Raw genomic sequence first — 18,881 nt, 5'->3', positions numbered from 1 at the left:
GCTTGTCGCGGCCGACGCCTTATCCTAGCGCGTGCAGAACTCAGAACAGCCCCATCGGTGCCTCGCTGTAGCTGACCAGCAGGTTCTTGGTCTGCTGGTAGTGCGCCAGCATCATGAGGTGGTTCTCGCGGCCGATACCCGAGTGCTTGTAACCGCCAAACGCGGCATGCGCCGGGTAGAGGTGGTAGCAGTTGGTCCAGACGCGACCGGCCTGGATGCCGCGGCCCATGCGGTAGGTGGTATGCGCGCTGCGCGACCAGACCCCGGCGCCCAGGCCGTAGAGCGTGTCATTGGCGATCGCCAGTGCATCATCCATGTCGCTGAAGTCGGTGACCGAGACGACCGGCCCGAAGATCTCCTCCTGGAAGACCCGCATGCGGTTGTGGCCCTCGAAAACCGTGGGCTGGACATAGAACCCGCCTGCCAGATCACCCTCCGGGTGAAGCTGCTCGCCACCGGCCAGCACCTTCGCGCCCTCCTGCTTACCGATATCGAGGTAGGCGAGGATTTTCTCGAGCTGATCACGCGACGCCTGAGCGCCCACCATCGTGTCGGTGTCAAGCGGATTGCCGGTCTTGATACGGCTGACGCGATCAAGGGCGGCGTCCATGAAATCGCCGTAGAACGATTTCTGTACGAGCGCCCGCGACGGGCAGGTGCAGACCTCGCCCTGGTTAAGGGCGAACATGGCAAAGCCCTCGAGCGACTTCTCCCGGAAGCCGTCGTCCGCGGCAAAGCAGTCCTCGAAGAAGACGTTGGGCGACTTACCGCCCAGCTCCAGGGTGACCGGGATCAGGTTCTCCGAGGCGTACTGCATGATCAGCCGCCCGGTGGTGGTCTCGCCGGTGAACGCGACCTTGGCGATGCGCGGATTCGAGGCCAGGGCCTTGCCTGCCTCGGCGCCGAAGCCGTTGACCACGTTGAGTACGCCGGCCGGCAGCAGATCGGCGATCATCTCCACCAGCAGCAGGATGCTGGCCGGTGTCTGTTCGGCGGGCTTCAAAACGATGCAGTTGCCAGCGGCGAGCGCCGGTGCGATTTTCCAGGTCGCCATGAGGATCGGGAAGTTCCAGGGGATGATCTGCCCGACCACGCCCAGTGGCTCATGGATATGATAGGCCACGGTGTCGTTGTCCAGCTCGCCGAGCGTGCCTTCCTGGGCGCGGATCACGCCAGCGAAGTAGCGGAAGTGATCAATGGCTAGCGGGATGTCGGCGGCCAGCGTTTCACGCACAGGCTTGCCATTTTCCCAGGCTTCGGCGACCGCGATTTTCTCGAGATTCTCCTCCATGCGATCAGCGATGCGGTTGAGAATGACCGCGCGCTCAGCGACCGGCGTTTTTCCCCAGGCGTCCTTGGCGGCGTGGGCGGCGTCCAGGGCGAGCTCGATGTCGGCGGCCTTGGAGCGGGGGATGCTGCAGAAGGTCTGGCCGGTGACCGGTGTGGGGTTCTCGAAGTACTCGCCATCCACCGGGGCCTTCCACTCGCCACCGATGAAGTTGCCGTACTGGGTCTTGAAGCTGACGATGGCGTCACTGCTACCGGGATTTGCGTAGATCATGCTCTCTCCTCCGTTGTTCGTGTTGTCGCACCGATGAATGGGCCGACACCCTCCGGTATGGCAAGATCCGGGCCAGCATGGCCTGCCAACGCGCCTACCCTTGTCATGAGCGTTTTTTGGGGCGATGCTGATCAGTAAGCGGACCGCCAGAGTCCGCCGGCCAATGTGCCGGGTTGAGACAACCTGTCGCAGAATGCGACAGAGGAGGAGGCCATGGATGATCGGCCATTGAGCGGCCGTGATGAGTTGGTGGATGTCCGACGCCAGCTGCTGGCGGGCGACCTGTCGCCGCCCGGTGCCGCCGATGGGGTTGCAGCCTCCTGGCAGCGTGTTCAGCGTGCGGGTCTCTCGCCGGGGCTCTGCGCCGCTGACGCCGTGCTCGATGCCGCCGCCCTGCGACTCGTCCGGGCCGAGAACGAACGGCTCATCGCATTTGCCCTCCCGGAGCTCGAAAACCTTCACCAGCAGATCGCCGGCAGTGGCAGCGCGGTCCTCCTGGCGGATGCCCACGGCGTGATTCTCGAGCGCCAGGGGGATCCGGGCTTCCGCGAGCGCAGCCAGCAGGTGGCGCTCTCGCCCGGCGCGTGCTGGGGCGAGGGGGCGCGTGGCACCAACGCCATCGGCGTTGCCCTGGCCGAAGGCCGCTGTGCCTCCGTTCATGGGCCGGAACACTTTCTTGAGTGCAATACATTCCTGACCTGTGCGGCAACGCCCATCCGTGATCCGGCCGGCGGAATCATCGGACTGCTTGACGTCTCGGGTGATCAGCCGGCGCGTCAGCTGCATGCCCTCGGACTCGTTCGAATGGGTGCCCGGATGATCGAGAACCGGATGCTGGCGGCGGAGTTCCCGGAGGCCATCTATCTGCATTTCCATGCCCGGCCGGAGCTCCTGGGTACTCTCGGCGAGGGCATTGCCGCGGTGGATGGTGACGGTCGGCTGCTCGCGCTGAATGCCGTGGCACGCTCGCATTTCGCCGACCTGGCGCCGGGCACCGGATTCGAGGCCCTGTTCGAGGGATCACTGGAGCACCTCCTGAGGAGTGATTCGATCTCGCAGATGATCCGCACCACGAGTGGCATCACCGTCTGCGTCCGTGTGATCAAGCCCACGCATCACGCCACCGCACATTCTGTTCCTCTGACTGACACGGATCGGGCACGCGACCAGGATCGGTTCAGCGAACTGCATGCCGGCGACCCGGCGGTCGCGGAGACGCTGCAGCGTGCGCATCGCGTATTCGCCCGCGGGATCCCTCTATTGATCGAGGGGGAGACCGGGACCGGTAAGGAGTGGGTCGCACGGGCGCTGCATCAGCGCGGTCCGCGATCCGACGGGCCACTGGTGACGGTGAACTGCGCCGCGATACCCGAGGGGCTCGCGGAGGCGGAGTTGTTCGGTTACGTTCCGGGTGCCTTTACCGGCGCCAGTGCCAGCGGGGCTGACGGCCGTGTCATGGAGGCGAATGGCGGTACGCTGTTTCTCGACGAGATCGGTGATATGCCGCTGGCCCTGCAGACCCGGCTGCTGCGGGTCATCCAGGAGCGCAGCGTCTTGCCGGTGGGCGGGGGCGCGCCGCGCGAAGTGGATTTCTCGCTGATCAGCGCCACGCATTGCGACCTGGCCGCGATGGTCGCCGAGGGGCGCTTTCGCGCCGATCTCTATTACCGTCTCTGCGGTCTGAGAATTCAGCTCCCGCCGCTGCGCTCACGGGCGGATCTGGCGGCGCTGATCGACCGGTTCATTGCAAACGAGGATTCACGGGCGAAGCTGTCGGCGGATGCCCGGGAGAGGTTGCTGGACCACCACTGGCCAGGCAACCTGCGGGAGCTTCACAACGTGCTTCGCACGGCCATCGCACTGCGCGAGCCGGGCCAGCCCGTCAGCGTCGGCGATTTGCCAGAGACCCTGATGGCGGATGCGGCGCCGGCCTCGTTGGCGATCGCGGACGCGTCCGGGGACCTGCGAGCCGCCGAGCGGCGTTGCATGGAGGCGGCGGTGGCAGCCCACGATGGCAATTACAGCGCGGCGGCCCGTGCGCTTGGCATCAGTCGGAGCACCCTCTACCGCCGCCTCGGCCGCGGCGGGGACGGCTAGCGAGGGGCCGCAACACCGCGAGATTTCCCAGTCACGGCCAAAATGGGTATTTTTGACGCTTCAGCGCGGGATGGCCTCAAGCGTCAATGCGGCTCAGCAGAATCCGCCTCAACGGCTTTAAATCGTTTGTCGACTCGACACCGGTGCCGCTTCCCGGCGGCATAACGGCCATCGTCGGCCCCAATGGCTGTGGCAAGTCCAATATTATCGATGCCGTGCGCTGGGTCATGGGAGAGAGCTCGGCGAAGCATCTGCGCGGCGGCTCCATGGCCGACGTCATCTTTACCGGTTCGGGGAGCCGCAAGCCCGTCGGCCAGGCGAGTATCGAGCTGGTCTTCGATAACGCCGACGGCAGCCTCGGCGGCCAGTACGCGGCCTTCGCTGAAATCGCCGTCCGCCGTCAGGTCAACCGCGATGGCCAGTCGGTTTACTACCTCAATGGCAGCCGCTGCCGGCGTCGTGACATTACCGATGTATTCCTCGGCACCGGGCTCGGCCCCAGGAGCTACTCGATTATCGAGCAGGGCACCATCTCCCGGCTGATCGAGGCCAAGCCCGAGGAGCTGCGCGCCTATCTCGAGGAAGCGGCGGGCATCAGTCTTTACAAAGAGCGTCGGCGGGAGACCGAACGGCGCATGCGCGACACCCGTGAGAATCTCGACCGCCTGGAAGACGTCCGGGACGAGGTGAGCCGGCAGCTGGACAAGCTCTCGAGACAGGCGGAAACCGCCGAGCGCTATCGCGAACTCAAGGCCGAGGAGCGCCAGCGCCGTGCCCAGCTCTTGATGCTGCGCATTCGCGGGCTGGAGGCCGAGCGTGCCCGCATCCAGTCCGAGCTCGCAGAGCGCAACACGGCCCTCGAGGCGCGGCTCTCCGAGCAGCGCCGCTGCGAGCGTGAAATGACCTCGCTGCGTGCCAGCCAGTCGGAGGCGAGTGATCGGCTCAACGCCATCCAGGGACGGTACTACCAGCTCGGCTCCGATATCGCCCGCCTGGAGCAGCGCATCAGCCATAACCGGCAGATCCGTGAGGACAGTCAACGCGAGCTGACCCGGATCAGTGAGTCCATCGGCGAGAATACGCAGTCGCTTGAGCAGGATCGCGAGAAGCAGCGTGTTCTCGACGACAGGCTCGCGACTCTGCAGCCGGAGCTTGACGAAGCCGATGCGAGCCTCGGCGAGGCTGATGCCCGTGTGGCGGAAGCGCGCCTCCAGCTGGAGACGGCCCGGGAGGCGCGGGATGTGCTGGCCGACGAGCGTGCCGATGCCGAGCGTCGCGCCCAGGTGGAGCGCACCCGCATCGAGCAGCTCGAGGGGCGACAGGTGGATCAGCAGCGTCGCCGCGAGCGTCTGGATAGCGAACTCGCCACGCTGGCTGAGGCGGATGCCGCACCGCTGGATGCGCTTCGGTCGGCCATCGATGAACTCGCGGCGGATCGAGCCGATCGGCATGAGCGCATCGAAGGCTGGCAGAGCGACATCAGTGACCGCTGTATCGAGCGTGATGACGCAAGCGAGCGGCTGTCTTCCCGGCGCACGGCGCTCGCCGAGCAACAAGCCCGGCTGGCTTCGCTGGAGACCCTGCAGGAAGCCGCCCTGGGTGCCAGAGAGGGCGTTGCCGATTGGCTTGCCCAACTCGATCTGGACCCCAGTCGCCGGCTTGCCGATCGCCTGGATGTTGAGCCGGGCTGGGAACTCGCCGTCGAGATGGTCCTTGGCGAGGCGCTACAGGCGGTTGAAGCGGTGGATGATCAACTCTTTGCCGGTTCGCTTGCTGCACCGGCCAGTGGTCGGGTCATGCTGTTTCAGGAATCCCGAACGAGCGCTTCCCATGACGCCAATGCTGGCGGGCGGCCGCTTAGCCGGTATGTGCGCGGCACGGACGCGCTGGCGGAGTTGCTGGCGGGCGTCCACGCCACCGAGGATGACGGCGGCGCTCGAGCGCTGCTGGCGACTTTGCCCCAGGGCCACTCCGTGGTCACGCGCGATGGACACTGGCACGGCCACCACTGGCTGCGCCTGATGGCGGTGGAGGACAATCCAGAGGCCGGCGTGGTCGCCAGGCGCCGCGAGATCGATGCGGCGCAGAAGGCCATCACCCGGCTTCAGCAGGAAGCGGCCGATGCCGAATCGGCACTGGCCAGGGAGAATGCCGTGCTGGATGACCTGGATGCCCGGCTCGAGGCCGAAATCGACCGGCGCAATGCGATTGACCGGGATCTGGCGGCGCAGCACGCGCGCCTGGAGTCCGAGCAGGCCCAGATGGACGCCCGCCGGCAACGCGCCGCGGCACTGCAGAGCGAACACGCCGAGCTGCAGCAGGCCATGGCGAGCGCCGACACGTCGATCCGCGAGGCGCGGGAACGGCTTGAGGCGGCGCTTGATGAAGCCGAGGCGGCGCAGCAGCGCCAGCGGCCGCTGGAGGCCGACCGTGAATCGGCGCAGGCGGCGCTCGACGAGGCCCGTGACAATGCCGCGTCGGCCCGGGACCGCCGTCAGGATCTGGCCGTCCGGCTGGAGAGTGCACAAACCGCCCGTCAGTCCATGGACGAGGCGATCGCGCGACTCGAGCAGCAGCGCGAACGGTATGCGCAACGTCGCGACGAACTGCAGGCGGCGCTTGACGCCGTCGATGATCCGCAAGGGGAACTCGAGGATGAGCGACAGGCGCTCCTCGCCCGGCGCGTGGACGTGGAAGGCGAGTTGACTGAAGCGCGACGCGGCCTCGAGGAAACCGAGGCGTCGCTGCGCACACTCGATCAGCAGCGTATGGCGGCCGAGCGGGCCGTGGCGGAACTGCGCGAGGCGGCCGAGTCGGCCCGGCACCGGGATACCGAAATCGGGGCGCGGCTGGGCACGCAACAGGAGCAGCTCGACGCCATCGAAGTGGATCAGCTGCAAGCGGCGGAGGCATTACCGGCGCAGGCGACGGAGGCGGAATGGGAGACTGAGCTGGAGCGGCTCGACAGCCGCATCCGCCGTCTTGGTCCGATCAACCTGGCGGCGATTGATGAGCATCGGGCGCTGGCGGAGCGCAAGGGTTATCTGGATGAGCAGCAGTCGGATCTGGCCGAGGCGCTGGAGACGTTGCAGGGTGCCATCCAGCGAATTGATCGGGAGACCCGCGCCCGCTTCCGGGAGACCTTCGAGAAGGTCAACAGCGGGCTGCAGCGGCTTTTCCCCCGGCTGTTTGGCGGCGGCGAGGCGTTCCTGGAAATGACCGAGGATGATCTGCTGGAGACGGGTGTGACGATCATGGCGCGCCCGCCGGGCAAACGGATTACCAACATCCACCTGTTATCGGGGGGCGAGAAGGCGCTCGCCGCGGTATCGCTGGTGTTCGCGATCTTCGAGCTCAACCCCGCGCCGTTCTGCATGCTGGACGAAGTGGATGCGCCGCTGGATGAGGCGAACGTGGGGCGCTTCTGTGACCTGCTTCGTGAGATGTCATCCCGTGTTCAGTTCATCGTCATCACCCACAACAAGACCACCATGGAGGCTGCCAGTCATCTCGCCGGCGTGACCATGGCGGAGGCCGGTGTCTCTCGTCTGGTGGCCGTTGATGTGGAATCCGCCGTGGAGATGGCCGGGGCGGATGCTTGAGTTAAGACAAGCGGCGTTGCAACCTGACGCCGGTTATGGGAGCGGACACTGGCATGGATGAATTGCGCTGGATTTTATTGGGCCTCGGGGTGGTCATCATCGTCGGGGTCTATGGCTATGCCCGACTGCAGGACTGGCGTCGGGAAGGACCGCCCTGGCGACGTCGCGCATCGGCGCAGCGGGAACCCTTCGCCGGCTATGACGAACCGGATATCGATGCTGACGATCCGCTGACCGTGGATCCGCTCGAGCCGACGGCCGACGATGGATTAGCCGATGACGGGGTGGTTGGTCCGGCTCGGGTGGTGGGTCCCGAACCCACGGCGCCAGAGGAACCCGCGACGGATGTGGCGATCAGCGGAGAAAATCGTCATGAGCAGGAACCGGAGTCATCCCCCACTGACACTCCCATTCCGGCATTCCTGCGGGCGCGGGAATCATCGCGAGACCCGGCGCCGGAGCCGCCAGTCGCCCCGGTCGCTCCGGTCGAGGAGCCGGAGCTCGATCTGGGTTTCCCGCCGGAGCCGGAGCCGGAGCCGGAGCCGGAGCGGAAGCCTGCCGCGAAAGCCCCGGCATCGCCCGTCGATCCGCCCTCGGCGGATGCCGAGGGTGAAGAGAAGGTCGTTGCCCTGTCGGTGATGGCGCCGACCGGGCGTCAGTACAACGGCGCGGATCTTGCCGCGGTGCTGGAGTCCGCCGGCCTGCGCCTGACCCCTCAGGGGATTTTCCGTCGCGGGCTGGATACCGGCGAAGGTACGGTCGCGCTTTTCACGGCGGCCAATATCATCGAACCGGGCACTTTCGATGCGGAGGATCCCGGTTCGGTGTCGACACCCGGGGTGGTGCTCATCATGCAGCTGCCGGGCCCCTTCGACGGGCTGGCGACCTTTGAACAGATGCTCACCGCCGCGCGCCGGATTGCCGACACACTGGGCGGTCAATTGCTCGATGGGCGTCGCTGCGATCTCACCACGCAGGCCATCGAGCATATCCGGGAGGAGTTGCTGGAGTACCGTCGCCGGGCCCATCTCGCCAGTCGCAGCCGGCGTCGGAGCTGAGCGACGTGGCCGGGGATCAGGACAGCGCGGCACGTCGCGCCGAGACGCTTCGCGAACAGATCGAGTACCACAATCACCGCTATTATGTGCTCGACGACCCGGAGATCTCGGATGTCGAGTACGATCGGCTCATGTCGGAGCTGGAGGCCATCGAGGCCGAGTATCCGGATCTTCAGACCCCCTATTCACCGACCCAGCGAGTCGGTTCCGAGCCCCTGGCGGAGTTCACCGAACGGGCGCATGGCGAGCCCATGCTCTCCCTTGCCAATGCCTTCAGCGAGGAAGAGCTGGAGGACTTTGACCGGCGTCTGCGCGAGGCCCTCGACGTCGAGCGTGTCGAGTACGTCGGTGAACCGAAACTGGATGGCCTTTCGATCAACCTCACCTACGAGCAGGGGCGGCTTGCCGGCGCGGCGACACGGGGTGACGGCCGTGTCGGGGAGGACATTACCGCCAATGCCCGCACCATTCGCAGCATTCCGCTGATGCTACTGACGGACGAGCCGCCCGAGCGCGTCGAGGTCCGCGGTGAGGTGGTGATCCGGCGCAGTGACTTCGATCGGCTCAACGACCAGCGCCTGAATCGAGGGGAGAAGCCTTTCGCCAACCCCCGTAACGCGGCGGCAGGCAGCCTGCGCCAGCTCGACTCGCGGGTAACGGCGAGACGACCGCTGACGCTGTTCGTATTCGGCATCGGCGAGTGCAGCGAGAGACTCGCCGGGACGCACGCCGGTGTGCTGGAGGTCCTCCAGCAGTGGGGATTTCGGGTCAATGAGCGCGTCGAGAAGGTGACCGGTGTGACCGGCTGCATGGATTACCACGACCGGCTGGTGGAAGATCGTGACTCGCTCGATTACGAAATTGATGGGGTGGTCTACAAGGTCAATGACCGCGGCGCGTGGCGCTCCCTCGGAACCACCGCCCGGGCGCCGCGGTGGGCGCTGGCACACAAGCTCCCGGCGCGGGAGGCGACCACGCGGGTCCAGTCGATCATCCCCTCGGTGGGGCGTACCGGCGTGATTACCCCGGTGGCCGATCTGGATCCGGTGGAGATCGGCGGTGTCACGGTGAGCCGGGCCACGCTGCATAACCTCGACGAGGTCCGCCGCAAGGATGTCCGGGAGGGTGACACGGTCATGGTGCGCCGCGCCGGCGACGTCATCCCCGAGGTGACAAACGTGGTCGAGTCACGGCGCCCTGACGATGCCACGCCCTGGTCGATGCCGGCCCATTGCCCGGTCTGCGGCTCGGAGGTGGCGCGTATCGACGACGAGGCGGCGCACCGCTGTATGGGCGGTCTCTACTGTCCTGCCCAGCGTATGGGCGCGCTCGAGCACTTCGTATCGCGCCGGGCCATGGACATCGACGGGCTGGGCGAGAAGCTCATCGCGCAACTGGTCGAGCGCGAGCGGGTGCATACGGCGGCGGATCTCTACCAGCTGACCCGCAGCGACCTGCTCGGCCTCGAGCGCATGGGCGAGAAATCCTCGGACAACCTGCTCAAGGCCATCGATGCCTCCCGCAGGACGACGCTGCCGCGTTTTCTCTACGCTCTGGGCATTGATCAGGTCGGCGAGGTCACGGCGCGCAGTCTCGCCGAGCATTTCCGCAGCCTCGAGGCGGTGATGAGTGCCGACGAGGAGTCGCTTACCGGCGTTGCCGACGTGGGGCCGGTGGTGGCGGAAGCCGTCCGACGCTTCTTTGGCCAGTCACATAATCGCGAGGTCATCGATGGCCTCATCAACGCGGGCGTGACCTGGCCCCGGCCGCAGGGTCCGGACGAGGGCGGCGGCGAGCGCCCGCTCGAGGGCAGAACCTTCGTGCTCACCGGTGCGCTGTCCGGCTACACTCGGGACGAGGCCCGAGCACGGATCGAGGCGCTGGGCGGTAAGGTGACGTCTACTGTCTCCGGTAATACGGACTATGTCGTCGTGGGTGAGGATCCGGGCTCGAAGCGGGATCGCGCCGAGCGCCTGGGCGTGACGCTACTTGATGAGGCCGGGTTCGAGGCGTTGACGGACTAGGCCGCCCTCGCGGGCGGCCCGGGTCCGTTCGGCGCGGCTACCCGTTATCGGGTGTGGCCCACGAGGCTTCGTAATCGATGTTCGCATTATCGCGCAGCGTCGCCAGGCGCTCCTGGATCCGCTCGTTGATGATGCGCATGCGCAGCTGACCGGCGACGTCGCCAAACGCCGGCGCCGCCGTCTCACGGGTCTCGTCGAGGCGGATGACATGCCAGCCGAACCGGGTCTCCACCGGCTCCGCTGTCAGCTCGCCGGCCTTCAGGCCCGCCACCGCCTCGGAGAACGGCGCCACCATGTCGCCGGCGGCGAACCAGCCGAGGTCGCCGCCGCGCTCGGAACTGCCGTCCTGGGAATACTGGCGGGCCAGATCGGTGAAGTCCTCGCCGTTTTCGAGCCGACTGATGATGCCCTCGGCCTGATCACGCTCCGAGACCAGGATATGACGTGCCTTGTACTCAAGCGGGGTGTCGCCGCCGTATTCCGCCTCGTAGCGTTCGCGCAGCACCGACTCGGCCACCGGCTCCTCGGTGGTCAGCTGGCGGACAAACGCCTGGGCGAGGGAGGTCCGGCGGTTGTTGTTGAGCTGGGCCTGCAGATCAGGATTCTCCTCGAGCCCATCGGCCTCTCCGGCCTGGGCGAGCAGCATCAGGTTGATGGTCTCCTGCAGGAACTGCCGCCGCTGGGCGGGCGGGATGTCCGACCTGCCCTGGGTCTGCTGCTCCACGAGCAGATCGAGTTCGCGCTCGGTGATGGGCTCGCCATTGATCTCGGCGAGGACCACAGCCTCCTGGGCCTGGGCAGTGCTCAGGCCGGCCGCCAGCAGAAGGGCGGGCAACAGGCGTCGCAGGGTGAATACAGGGTTGGAATGCATTGGCTTACTCACTGGCGGTTGGTTTGGGTGGCTCGGCCTCAGCGGGCGTCAGGGCCTCGATACTGAGTGCGTGGATGCAATCGTCGCGGATGGCATCACCCATGGCGTCATAGACCAGGCGATGACGCTGGAGGCGAGCCTGTCCGGTGAAGTCATCGCTGATCACCTGGACGTGGTAATGCCCGCCGCCGGCCTTCGCGCCGGCATGACCGGCGTGCAGGTGGCTATCATCGCGCACATCGATATGCCGCACATCCAGCGCGTGGCAGAGCCTCTCCCGAATCATTGCGGGTCGCTCGCTCCTGGAGATGTCGCTCATGGCAGAACCTTCCGGAAGGGTTTGACCGTGACCTGGCGATAGACACCGGCGGCGACGTAGGGGTCGGCATCGGCCCACTCCCTTGCCGCCGCCAGCGATTCGAATTCGGCGATGATGAGACTGCCACTGAATCCCGCTGGTCCCGGGTCATCGCTATCGATGGCAGGATGCGGGCCTGCCACGAGCAGCCGTCCCTCGTCACGCAGTGCCTCCACGCGGGCGAGGTGATCGGGTCTCGCCCCGATACGGCGCTCGAGACTATCTTCGATGTCTTCACTGATGATTGCGTAGTACATGTCTATCGTCCTGTAAGGCTGTCAGACGCTACCATAACTGACCATGGTGAACACCGAGGAGAGGCGAGGGCATGAGCCAGTACTTCGAGATCCATCCCCAGACTCCGCAGCCGCGGCTCATCCGCCGGGCCATTGAAATCGTCCGCGATGGAGGCGTCATCGTCTATCCCAGCGGAACGACCTATGCATTGGGCTGTGCCATGGGCGAGAAGACGGCGGTCGACCGGATCCGGCGCCTTCGCGGGCTGGAGGAACGTCACCATTTCACGCTGGCCTGCCGTGATCTCTCCGATATCGGCAGCTATACCCGCCTGGACAACACGGCATTCCGGCTGTTGAAGGCACACACGCCGGGGCCCTATACGTTTGTGCTGCGGGCCACCGCCGAGGTGCCGCGGCGCATCCAGCATGCACGCCGTAAGACCATCGGCATCCGGGTGCCCGATCATCCAGTGGCCATTGCGCTGCTGGAGGCGCTGGGCGAGCCGCTGACCACCAGCACGCTCCTGTTGCCGGGGGAGACCGAGCCGATGACGGATCCGGTGGACATGCGCGAGCGGTTGGGCAACCAGGTGGACGCGGTGATCGATGCCGGCCCCGGCGGGCTGGAGCCCAGTACCGTCATCGATCTCAGCGGCGATGCGCCGGCGGTGATCCGTCGCGGTGCCGGTGACGCACACGTTTTCGAGGCGTAATCCGCTATCATGACCGGTAGTCTGTCCGGCAAAAAGCGGAGGCCAACTTGAGTCAGACCCTAGCCAGCGGCGATCGCATCCTCTCGGGTATGCGACCCACCGGTCGCCTGCACCTCGGGCACTATCACGGCGTGCTCCGTAACTGGATCGCGTTGCAGGAGACCAATGAGTGCTTTTTCTTCGTGGCCGACTGGCATGCGTTGACCACCGCCTACGAAAAGCGTGAGGTGATATCCGAGAGCGTCTGGGACATGGTGGTGGACTGGCTCGCCTGCGGGGTCAACCCCAACCTGTCGACGCTGTTCATTCAGTCGCGGGTCATCGAACATGCCGAGCTGCATCTGTTGCTGTCGATGATCGCGCCGCTGGGCTGGCTTGAACGTGTGCCGACCTACAAGGATCAGATCGCGGAGCTGCGGGAAAGGGATCTCGCCACCTACGGCTTTCTCGGTTATCCGGTGCTGCAGAGTGCCGATATCCTCATTTACGGTGCCAGCGGTGTGCCAGTGGGCGAGGATCAGGTCTCGCATGTGGAGCTCACGCGCGAGCTGGCGCGGCGGTTCAACTACCTGTTCGGCCGCGAGCCCGGCTTCGAAGACAAGGCCGAGGCCGCGGTGGGCAAAATGGGCAAGAAGCAGGCGCGGCTGTACCGCGAGCTGCGCCGTCGTTACCAGGAGTCAGGGGATACTGAGGCCCTTGGCGAGGCGCAGGCACTGCTCGAGACACAACAGAATCTCACCATTGCCGATCGGGCCCGCCTCGCCGGCTATCTCGACGGAGGTGGCCGCAGCGTACTGGCCGAACCGGAGGCATTGCTCACCCATGCGCCAAGAATGCCGGGGCTGGACGGGCGCAAGATGTCGAAATCCTATGGCAACACCCTGTCGTTGCGCGAGTCAGATGCCGATATCGACCAGAAGATCCGCACCATGCCAACGGATCCGGCCCGTGTCCGACGCACCGATCCGGGCGAGCCGGAGAAATGCCCGGTCTTTGATCTGCACAAGGTCTATTCCGATGCGGACACCCGGGCGTGGGTGCAGAGTGGTTGTCGCTCGGCAGGCATCGGCTGTCTTGACTGCAAGAAGCCGCTCATCGGCGGCGTGCAGGCCGAGGTGGCGCCGATCCGTGAGCGGGCGGCCGAACTGGCATCCGACCCGGAGCATGTCCAGCAGGTCGTCAGCGAAGGCTGTGACCGGGCTCGGGGCGTGGCGCGCCAGACCATGCAGGAGGTCCGCTCGGCCATCGGACTGGATTATCGGCAGCGATGAGTGAGGCCGGCCCGGAGGGACTGCTCGATCCGTCGGTGGTCGCCACCGTCCAGGGCGAGCCGTTCTCCGACCTGCCGCGGGATCTTTACATCCCGCCGGATGCGCTCGAGGTCTTTCTGGAGGCCTTCGAGGGGCCCCTGGACCTGCTCCTTTACCTCATACGGCGCCAGAACCTGGATATCCTGGATATTCCCATCGCCGAGATCACCCGGCAGTACATGCAGTACGTGGACCTCATGAAGGATCTGCGCCTGGAGCTCGCCGCCGAATACCTCGTCATGGCCGCCATGCTGGCCGAGATCAAGTCACGGATGCTCTTGCCCCGGCCGCCTGCCGCGGCGTCGGACGAAGACCCTGACCCGCGCGCAGAGCTGGTCCGGCGACTGCGTGAGTACGAACAGTTCAAGGCTGCCGGACAAGGGCTTGACGAGCTGCCGCGGGTGGCGCGGGACATTTTCCCCGGCACGGCGGCCTGCCCCGCGTTGAGACCAGCCAGGCGGCTGCCCTCGGTGGATCTCGGCGAACTGCTGTCGGCCTTCTCCGAGGTGCTGGAGCGCGCCGCCATGTACAGTCATCATCAGATCCAGCGTGAGGCGCTCTCGGTGCGCGAGCGGATGAGCGAGACACTGGAGCGACTGGAGGGCGAGCGCTTCATGGCACTCAACGCGCTGCTGCGTCCCGAGGAGGGGCGAGCGGGTGTGGTGGTGACTTTCCTCGCCATCCTCGAGCTGCTCAAGGCAGCGCTGGTGGAGCTCGTCCAGGCGGAACCCTTCGCGCCGCTCTACCTGCGCAGCGGCGATGTGATGCCGCAGGCAGGGCCGCAATGAGTGAGCCGGCCATGGAGAACATTCTGGAGGCGGCCTTGCTCGCGGCGGGTGAACCGCTATCCATTGACCAGCTGCAGGTGGTCTTCGGCGATGACCCGCCACCGCGAAAAACCGTGGAACAGGCGCTGGAGCGGCTCTCCGGACAGCTTGCCGGTCGGGGGATTGAGCTGCAGCATGTGGCGAGTGGTTACCGTCTCCAGGTGCCGGAGCGATACGCCGAGTGGATATCCCGGTTGTGGGACGAGAAACCCGCCCGCTATTCGAGGGCGGTGCTCGAGACGCTGGCGATCATTGCCTATCGCCAGCCGATCACACGGGCGGAGATCGAGGAAATCCGTGGCGTGACGCTCAGCAGCAATATCATGCGTACGCTGCAGGAACGTGGCTGGGTGCGTGTCGCCGGCCATCGGGATGCACCGGGTCGGCCGGCGGTTTTTGCCACGACCCGTGATTTCCTCGATTACTTCAATCTGAGCAGCCTCAGTGAGCTGCCGACACTGATAGAGATTGGCGAGCCGGGCCCGGATCACCCGGAGCTCGATCTGCCGATCCCCGACCAGGGGCCCGCATGAGCTCAGAGAAACTGCAGAAGGTGCTGGCACGTGCCGGACTGGGCTCGCGCCGGGAAATGGAGCGGCGCATTGAGGCCGGCCGGGTGCAGGTGAATGGCCGTCAGGCCAGTCTGGGTGATCGGGTCGAGCCCGGGGCACGCATCCATCTGGATGGCCGGCCGGTGAGTGCGGCGGCACTGGCGCCGGGCGACCGTCGCGTGATCGTCTACCACAAGCCAACGGGCGAGCTTGTCACCCGCAGCGATCCGGAGGGCCGACGCACGGTCTTCCGGCGCCTGCCGCCACTCAAAGGTGGGCGCTGGCTGGCGGTCGGGCGTCTCGATATCAACACATCGGGCCTGCTGCTGCTGACCACGGACGGCGAGCTTGCCAACCGCCTCGCGCATCCCTCCTATCGTCTCGTCCGTGATTACGCCGTGCGCATTTTCGGCCAACTCGATGAGGCGACGCTGCGACGACTCACCGAGGGGGTGACGCTGGATGATGGCCAGGCCGCCTTTGAGTCCATTCAGCCGCTGGATGCTGGCGAAGCGGCGAACCGTTGGTATCGGGTCAGACTCCGCGAGGGAAAGAACCGGCTGGTGCGACGGCTCTGGGAGTCGCAGGGTGTGCAGGTGAGCCGCCTCATGCGGGTCCAGTACGGGCCGATCGAGATGCCGGCCGGGTTGCGCGAAGGCCAGGTCCACGCCCTCACCGCCGGGGAGATTCGGCACCTTGCCGACCTCGTCAACCTAGAGGGCGATCGCAGTGGAGAGAGGGCTCATCCGGGCCATCGGCGCTCATCGCCCCGGACCGCGGGAGGGCGGTCAGCACATGACCACAAAAGACGCCGGTAGCCAGACATTGCCGGTCGCCGACAGTGCAGCGGTCCCTCGACTGTTCCACAGGCTGCACGGCGCACTGGGGCCCCAGAGCTGGTGGCCGGCGGAGAGCGCGTTTGAAGTGCTGGTGGGTGCGGTGCTTACCCAGAATGCGGCATGGCGTAACGTCGAGCAGGTCATCGACGGTCTGCGGGCCCTTGACTGGATGACGCCGGAGGCGATTCTGGCAGCGCCGCCGAAGGCGCTGGCCGAGTGTCTGCGTCCCAGCGGGTACTACAACGTCAAGTCGCAGCGGCTACGCGCCGCCTGCGAGACCTGGCTCGCGCTCGGTGGCGAGGCGGGGATACGGAGCATGGAGACCGCGTCTGCGCGCGCGCGCCTGCTGGAGGTCAAAGGCCTGGGGCCGGAGAGTGTGGACGATGTTCTGCTATACGGCTTCCATCGCCCGGTTTTTGTGGTTGACGCCTACACCCGGCGGATATTCTCGCGTATCGGCCTGGTCTCGCCGCGTATCGGATACGATGATCTGCAGGCGCTATTTCACAAGGCGCTCGCGCCGGATGTCGGGCAGTTCAACGAGTTTCACGCCCTGATCGTCACCATTGGCAAATGGTACTGCAGGCCGCGCATCCCGCGGTGCGAGGCCTGTCCGCTGCGCGACGACTGTGCCCATGGACTGGCCCGGGATCAGCGCTCGTAGGTGCCGATCAGCCGGTTCATGCCGATAACGTGGGGTTCAACCTGATCGAGAAACTGCCAGAGTGTCAGGCCCGGCTCCAGATGCAGTGACTGATCCAGGGCGAGCACCCAGAAGTAGTAGTGATGGATGCCATGGCCTTCCGGGGGCATGGGGCCACCAAAGGTCTGCTTGCCGAAATCCGTGACGCCGTGCGTGTAGGCCTCGCTGCCCTCGTCCAGCGCCGTGACGTCGCCAGGGATATTGTAGTAAACCCAGTGGACGAAACCGTAGCTACCGGGGCTGACCAGTGGCGCATCAGGGTCATGGCAGATCACGGCGAAGCCCTGGGTGCCCTCGGGTGCGCCGGTCCAGTGGATGGGGGGTGCGATGTCCTCACCCTCACCGGTATGGCGGACCGGAATAGGCTGATGGGGTCCGAAGGCGTTACTTCGAACCTGCAGGGCCGATAAGGCGAATCCCATGGCGTGTTCTCCACTCCCGTTTCAATTGTTGCGCATGCTTGCACTTCCACTGGCCTTGTCACAAGCATGCCATATCTGTCAGGCCACCACCCGGTACATGCCGCCGTTGACCGGTGCGCTGGCCGGATCGAGTAGCCGGTTGACGGCGGCGGCGGCGCCGGTGGCCGAGGGGACTTCGTCAGCCGCCTCGCCGGTAAAGAGTTGACGCCGCAGGCGCGTCTGCATCGCTCCCGGATCAACGCTGCAGCTGATCACCGGATGAACCGGCGAGTGCTCGGCGGCAAGCGTCGCCATGATGCCCTCGACGCCCCATTTGCTGACGGCGTAGGCGCCCATGGCCGCCCGGCCCTCGCGCCCGGCCTCATCACTGACGAAGATGACCCGTCCACCGCTCGCCTTGAGCAATACCAGCAGCGCCTGGGTCAGCAGGAAGCTAGCATTGATGTTGACATGCAGGCACTTGAGCCAGGCCTGCGGATCGTAGAGCGTCAATGGCGCGGGTTCGCCGAAGTCTGCGGCCGCATGGACGAGCGCATCAAGACCGCCGAGCTCCTGTTCGATTCGGTTGGCCAGCTCGGCATAATCATCCGGTGATGCGCCCATCATGTCGAGGGGATAGAGCGCCGGCTGCCGGTGGCCAGCCCCCTCAATGCGGTCATGCAGTGATTCCAGGGCTTTGAGGTCCTTGTCCAGGAGAACCAGCTCCGCCCCTTCCGCTGCCGCCCGTTCCGAGAGCGCACTACCGAGTCCGCCGGCGGCGCCGGTAATCAGCACACGCTGGCCGTCAAGCCGTTCGGGGTTGGCCGGGCCTTGTGCGCCGGCGCTGATCTCGATGGTCATTGCACGGACTCCTCAGGTCGGGGGCGGACATTATGCGGTCGTCTGGCGGTGCGCCAGGCGAGCCAGAGCTTGCGAAGCGGCGTCAGGTGGACCTGGCGGTCGGTCACCGCGTGGCCGTCACCGGCAATGCTTTCCAGTAGCTGCCGGTAGACGACCGCCAGAATGAGCCCGTAGGTCTGGGATTTCCGGGCATGAGCCGGCAAGCGGCTGATGGCGCTGTCGAGGAAGCGCCTGGCCCGGTCCCCCTGGCGGGAGAGGAGATCCGTGGCCGCCTGCGATTGTTCGTCCCGCAAGAGCGCGTCGGGCTTGAGTCCGCTCATCGTGAGCTCATCCTCCGGGATGTAGATCCTGCCGGCGCTTAGATCCCGTCGCAGATGGCGCAGCATGCGAGTGAGTTCCAGGCCCATCGACAGGTCATGGGCGAAGGGCGCTGCATCGGTCGCCTCGCCACCGGTGATGCGCCAGGCGAGGTCGGCGACCGCACCGCCGGCTCGATGACAGTACAGGGTCAGCTCACGCAGCGTGGGATAGCGGCCGTATTCCAGGTCCATGCGGCTGGCCTCGATGACCTCGGCGAGACCGCTGGTGTCGAGCTCGTCGCGGCGTACGACCGGCAACAAGGCCTGGGTGATCGGATGACGGGGCTCACCGGCGGTAAGGCGCTGGAGTTCTTCCTGCCACCAGGATAGCTTCACTGCACCGACGCCGGCATCGCTTACTTCCCGCGGGACTTCCAGTACCTCCGCGCGATAGGCGGCCAGTGCCGTCAGGCCATCGCGTGCCGCAGGCGGAGCGAAGAGCAGGGCGTAATAAAGGCTGGAGCCCTCCGGTGCGACCTTGCTCCGGCAGTAGTCGAGCGGATCCAT

The 18,881-nt window shown here is 66.0% G+C and carries 17 protein-coding genes; 10 read left to right on the top strand and 7 right to left on the bottom strand.

What is annotated here, in order from left to right:
• Positions 1 to 40 precede the first annotated feature (40 nt).
• On the bottom strand, positions 41 to 1,561 hold the full coding sequence (gene exaC / locus V6X30_RS05125) for an acetaldehyde dehydrogenase ExaC (protein ID WP_367983569.1): 1,521 nt from the start codon (positions 1,559 to 1,561) through the stop codon (positions 41 to 43).
• Between the two features lie 213 nt (positions 1,562 to 1,774).
• Here exaC and V6X30_RS05120 point away from each other — a divergent pair, with 213 nt between their 5' ends.
• The 4 genes from V6X30_RS05120 (at position 1,775) to ligA (ending at position 10,342) form a co-directional block, all read left to right on the top strand.
• A complete protein-coding gene (locus tag V6X30_RS05120; RefSeq protein WP_367983568.1) occupies positions 1,775 to 3,658 on the top strand; it encodes a sigma-54-dependent Fis family transcriptional regulator in 1,884 nt (627 codons plus the stop codon).
• 86 nt (positions 3,659 to 3,744) lie between these two features.
• The gene (gene smc / locus V6X30_RS05115) at positions 3,745 to 7,260 is read left to right on the top strand and encodes a chromosome segregation protein SMC (protein WP_367983567.1); all 3,516 of its coding nucleotides are present in this window, start codon (positions 3,745 to 3,747) and stop codon (positions 7,258 to 7,260) included.
• 53 nt (positions 7,261 to 7,313) lie between these two features.
• Positions 7,314 to 8,318, top strand: a complete 1,005-nt coding sequence (zipA, locus tag V6X30_RS05110) for a cell division protein ZipA (protein WP_367983566.1) — start codon at positions 7,314 to 7,316, stop codon at positions 8,316 to 8,318.
• Between the two features lie 5 nt (positions 8,319 to 8,323).
• Positions 8,324 to 10,342 carry an NAD-dependent DNA ligase LigA gene (gene ligA / locus V6X30_RS05105; RefSeq protein ID WP_367983565.1) on the top strand — a complete coding sequence of 673 codons (2,019 nt, stop codon included), beginning with the start codon at positions 8,324 to 8,326 and terminating at the stop codon, positions 10,340 to 10,342.
• A 37-nt stretch (positions 10,343 to 10,379) separates the two neighbouring features.
• Here ligA and V6X30_RS05100 read toward each other — a convergent pair whose 3' ends face one another.
• Genes V6X30_RS05100 through V6X30_RS05090 form a run of 3 tightly spaced genes read right to left on the bottom strand, consistent with a single transcriptional unit; the run spans position 10,380 to position 11,828 of the window.
• Positions 10,380 to 11,213 (bottom strand): peptidylprolyl isomerase, encoded by an 834-nt coding sequence (locus V6X30_RS05100; protein ID WP_367983564.1) that lies wholly within the window; start codon positions 11,211 to 11,213, stop codon positions 10,380 to 10,382.
• A 4-nt stretch (positions 11,214 to 11,217) separates the two neighbouring features.
• Entirely contained in the window at positions 11,218 to 11,532 is a 315-nt protein-coding gene (locus V6X30_RS05095; RefSeq protein WP_367983563.1) for a BolA family protein, read from the bottom strand.
• The gene (locus V6X30_RS05090) at positions 11,529 to 11,828 is read right to left on the bottom strand and encodes a YciI family protein (protein ID WP_367983562.1); all 300 of its coding nucleotides are present in this window, start codon (positions 11,826 to 11,828) and stop codon (positions 11,529 to 11,531) included. The genes V6X30_RS05095 and V6X30_RS05090 overlap by 4 nt, the downstream gene beginning before the upstream one ends.
• A 71-nt stretch (positions 11,829 to 11,899) precedes the next feature.
• Here V6X30_RS05090 and V6X30_RS05085 point away from each other — a divergent pair, with 71 nt between their 5' ends.
• The 6 genes from V6X30_RS05085 to V6X30_RS05060 are packed head-to-tail and all read left to right on the top strand — an operon-like array spanning position 11,900 to position 16,714.
• Entirely contained in the window at positions 11,900 to 12,523 is a 624-nt protein-coding gene (locus tag V6X30_RS05085; protein ID WP_367983561.1) for an L-threonylcarbamoyladenylate synthase, read from the top strand.
• A 47-nt stretch (positions 12,524 to 12,570) separates the two neighbouring features.
• Complete coding sequence (locus V6X30_RS05080) at positions 12,571 to 13,794, top strand: tryptophan--tRNA ligase (protein ID WP_367983560.1); 1,224 nt, start codon at positions 12,571 to 12,573, stop codon at positions 13,792 to 13,794.
• Positions 13,791 to 14,621 (top strand): segregation and condensation protein A, encoded by an 831-nt coding sequence (locus tag V6X30_RS05075; protein ID WP_367983559.1) that lies wholly within the window; start codon positions 13,791 to 13,793, stop codon positions 14,619 to 14,621. The genes V6X30_RS05080 and V6X30_RS05075 overlap by 4 nt, the downstream gene beginning before the upstream one ends.
• On the top strand, positions 14,618 to 15,193 hold the full coding sequence (gene scpB, locus V6X30_RS05070; RefSeq protein WP_367983558.1) for an SMC-Scp complex subunit ScpB: 576 nt from the start codon (positions 14,618 to 14,620) through the stop codon (positions 15,191 to 15,193). The genes V6X30_RS05075 and scpB overlap by 4 nt, the downstream gene beginning before the upstream one ends.
• Positions 15,190 to 16,029 (top strand): 23S rRNA pseudouridine(2605) synthase RluB, encoded by an 840-nt coding sequence (gene rluB / locus V6X30_RS05065; RefSeq protein ID WP_367983557.1) that lies wholly within the window; start codon positions 15,190 to 15,192, stop codon positions 16,027 to 16,029. Before scpB ends, rluB begins: the two co-directional genes overlap by 4 nt.
• Positions 16,007 to 16,714: an endonuclease III domain-containing protein gene (locus V6X30_RS05060; RefSeq protein WP_367983556.1), complete on the top strand. Its 708-nt coding sequence runs from the start codon at positions 16,007 to 16,009 to the stop codon at positions 16,712 to 16,714. The genes rluB and V6X30_RS05060 overlap by 23 nt, the downstream gene beginning before the upstream one ends.
• Here V6X30_RS05060 and V6X30_RS05055 read toward each other — a convergent pair.
• The 3 genes from V6X30_RS05055 to V6X30_RS05045 form a co-directional block, all read right to left on the bottom strand.
• Positions 16,702 to 17,175 carry a YbhB/YbcL family Raf kinase inhibitor-like protein gene (locus V6X30_RS05055; RefSeq protein WP_367983555.1) on the bottom strand — a complete coding sequence of 158 codons (474 nt, stop codon included), beginning with the start codon at positions 17,173 to 17,175 and terminating at the stop codon, positions 16,702 to 16,704. The genes V6X30_RS05060 and V6X30_RS05055 overlap by 13 nt on opposite strands.
• Positions 17,176 to 17,253: 78 nt before the next feature.
• Complete coding sequence (locus V6X30_RS05050; RefSeq protein WP_367983554.1) at positions 17,254 to 18,015, bottom strand: SDR family NAD(P)-dependent oxidoreductase; 762 nt, start codon at positions 18,013 to 18,015, stop codon at positions 17,254 to 17,256.
• A complete protein-coding gene (locus V6X30_RS05045; RefSeq protein ID WP_367983553.1) occupies positions 18,012 to 18,881 on the bottom strand; it encodes a squalene/phytoene synthase family protein in 870 nt (289 codons plus the stop codon). Before V6X30_RS05045 ends, V6X30_RS05050 begins: the two co-directional genes overlap by 4 nt.

Source organism: Spiribacter sp. 1M189 (genome assembly GCF_040838345.1).
Taxonomy (GTDB): domain Bacteria; phylum Pseudomonadota; class Gammaproteobacteria; order Nitrococcales; family Nitrococcaceae; genus Spiribacter; species Spiribacter insolitus.
The sequence above is the reverse complement of the archived record's forward strand: the minus strand, read 5'-3'. Positions and strand labels throughout refer to the sequence as shown.

Bases quoted from the DNA above. Each gene is read 5' to 3' on its own strand.
- exaC (WP_367983569.1), bottom strand. From the start codon at position 1,561: ATGATCTACGCAAATCCCGGTAGCAGTGACGCCATCGTCAGCTTCAAG.
- V6X30_RS05120 (WP_367983568.1), top strand. From the start codon at position 1,775: ATGGATGATCGGCCATTGAGCGGCCGTGATGAGTTGGTGGATGTCCGA.
- smc (WP_367983567.1), top strand. From the start codon at position 3,745: ATGCGGCTCAGCAGAATCCGCCTCAACGGCTTTAAATCGTTTGTCGAC.
- zipA (WP_367983566.1), top strand. From the start codon at position 7,314: ATGGATGAATTGCGCTGGATTTTATTGGGCCTCGGGGTGGTCATCATC.
- V6X30_RS05100 (WP_367983564.1), bottom strand. From the start codon at position 11,213: ATGCATTCCAACCCTGTATTCACCCTGCGACGCCTGTTGCCCGCCCTT.
- V6X30_RS05095 (WP_367983563.1), bottom strand. From the start codon at position 11,532: ATGAGCGACATCTCCAGGAGCGAGCGACCCGCAATGATTCGGGAGAGG.
- V6X30_RS05090 (WP_367983562.1), bottom strand. From the start codon at position 11,828: ATGTACTACGCAATCATCAGTGAAGACATCGAAGATAGTCTCGAGCGC.
- V6X30_RS05085 (WP_367983561.1), top strand. From the start codon at position 11,900: ATGAGCCAGTACTTCGAGATCCATCCCCAGACTCCGCAGCCGCGGCTC.
- V6X30_RS05075 (WP_367983559.1), top strand. From the start codon at position 13,791: ATGAGTGAGGCCGGCCCGGAGGGACTGCTCGATCCGTCGGTGGTCGCC.
- scpB (WP_367983558.1), top strand. From the start codon at position 14,618: ATGAGTGAGCCGGCCATGGAGAACATTCTGGAGGCGGCCTTGCTCGCG.
- rluB (WP_367983557.1), top strand. From the start codon at position 15,190: ATGAGCTCAGAGAAACTGCAGAAGGTGCTGGCACGTGCCGGACTGGGC.
- V6X30_RS05060 (WP_367983556.1), top strand. From the start codon at position 16,007: ATGACCACAAAAGACGCCGGTAGCCAGACATTGCCGGTCGCCGACAGT.
- V6X30_RS05055 (WP_367983555.1), bottom strand. From the start codon at position 17,175: ATGGGATTCGCCTTATCGGCCCTGCAGGTTCGAAGTAACGCCTTCGGA.
- V6X30_RS05050 (WP_367983554.1), bottom strand. From the start codon at position 18,015: ATGACCATCGAGATCAGCGCCGGCGCACAAGGCCCGGCCAACCCCGAA.
- V6X30_RS05045 (WP_367983553.1), bottom strand. From the start codon at position 18,881: ATGGATCCGCTCGACTACTGCCGGAGCAAGGTCGCACCGGAGGGCTCC.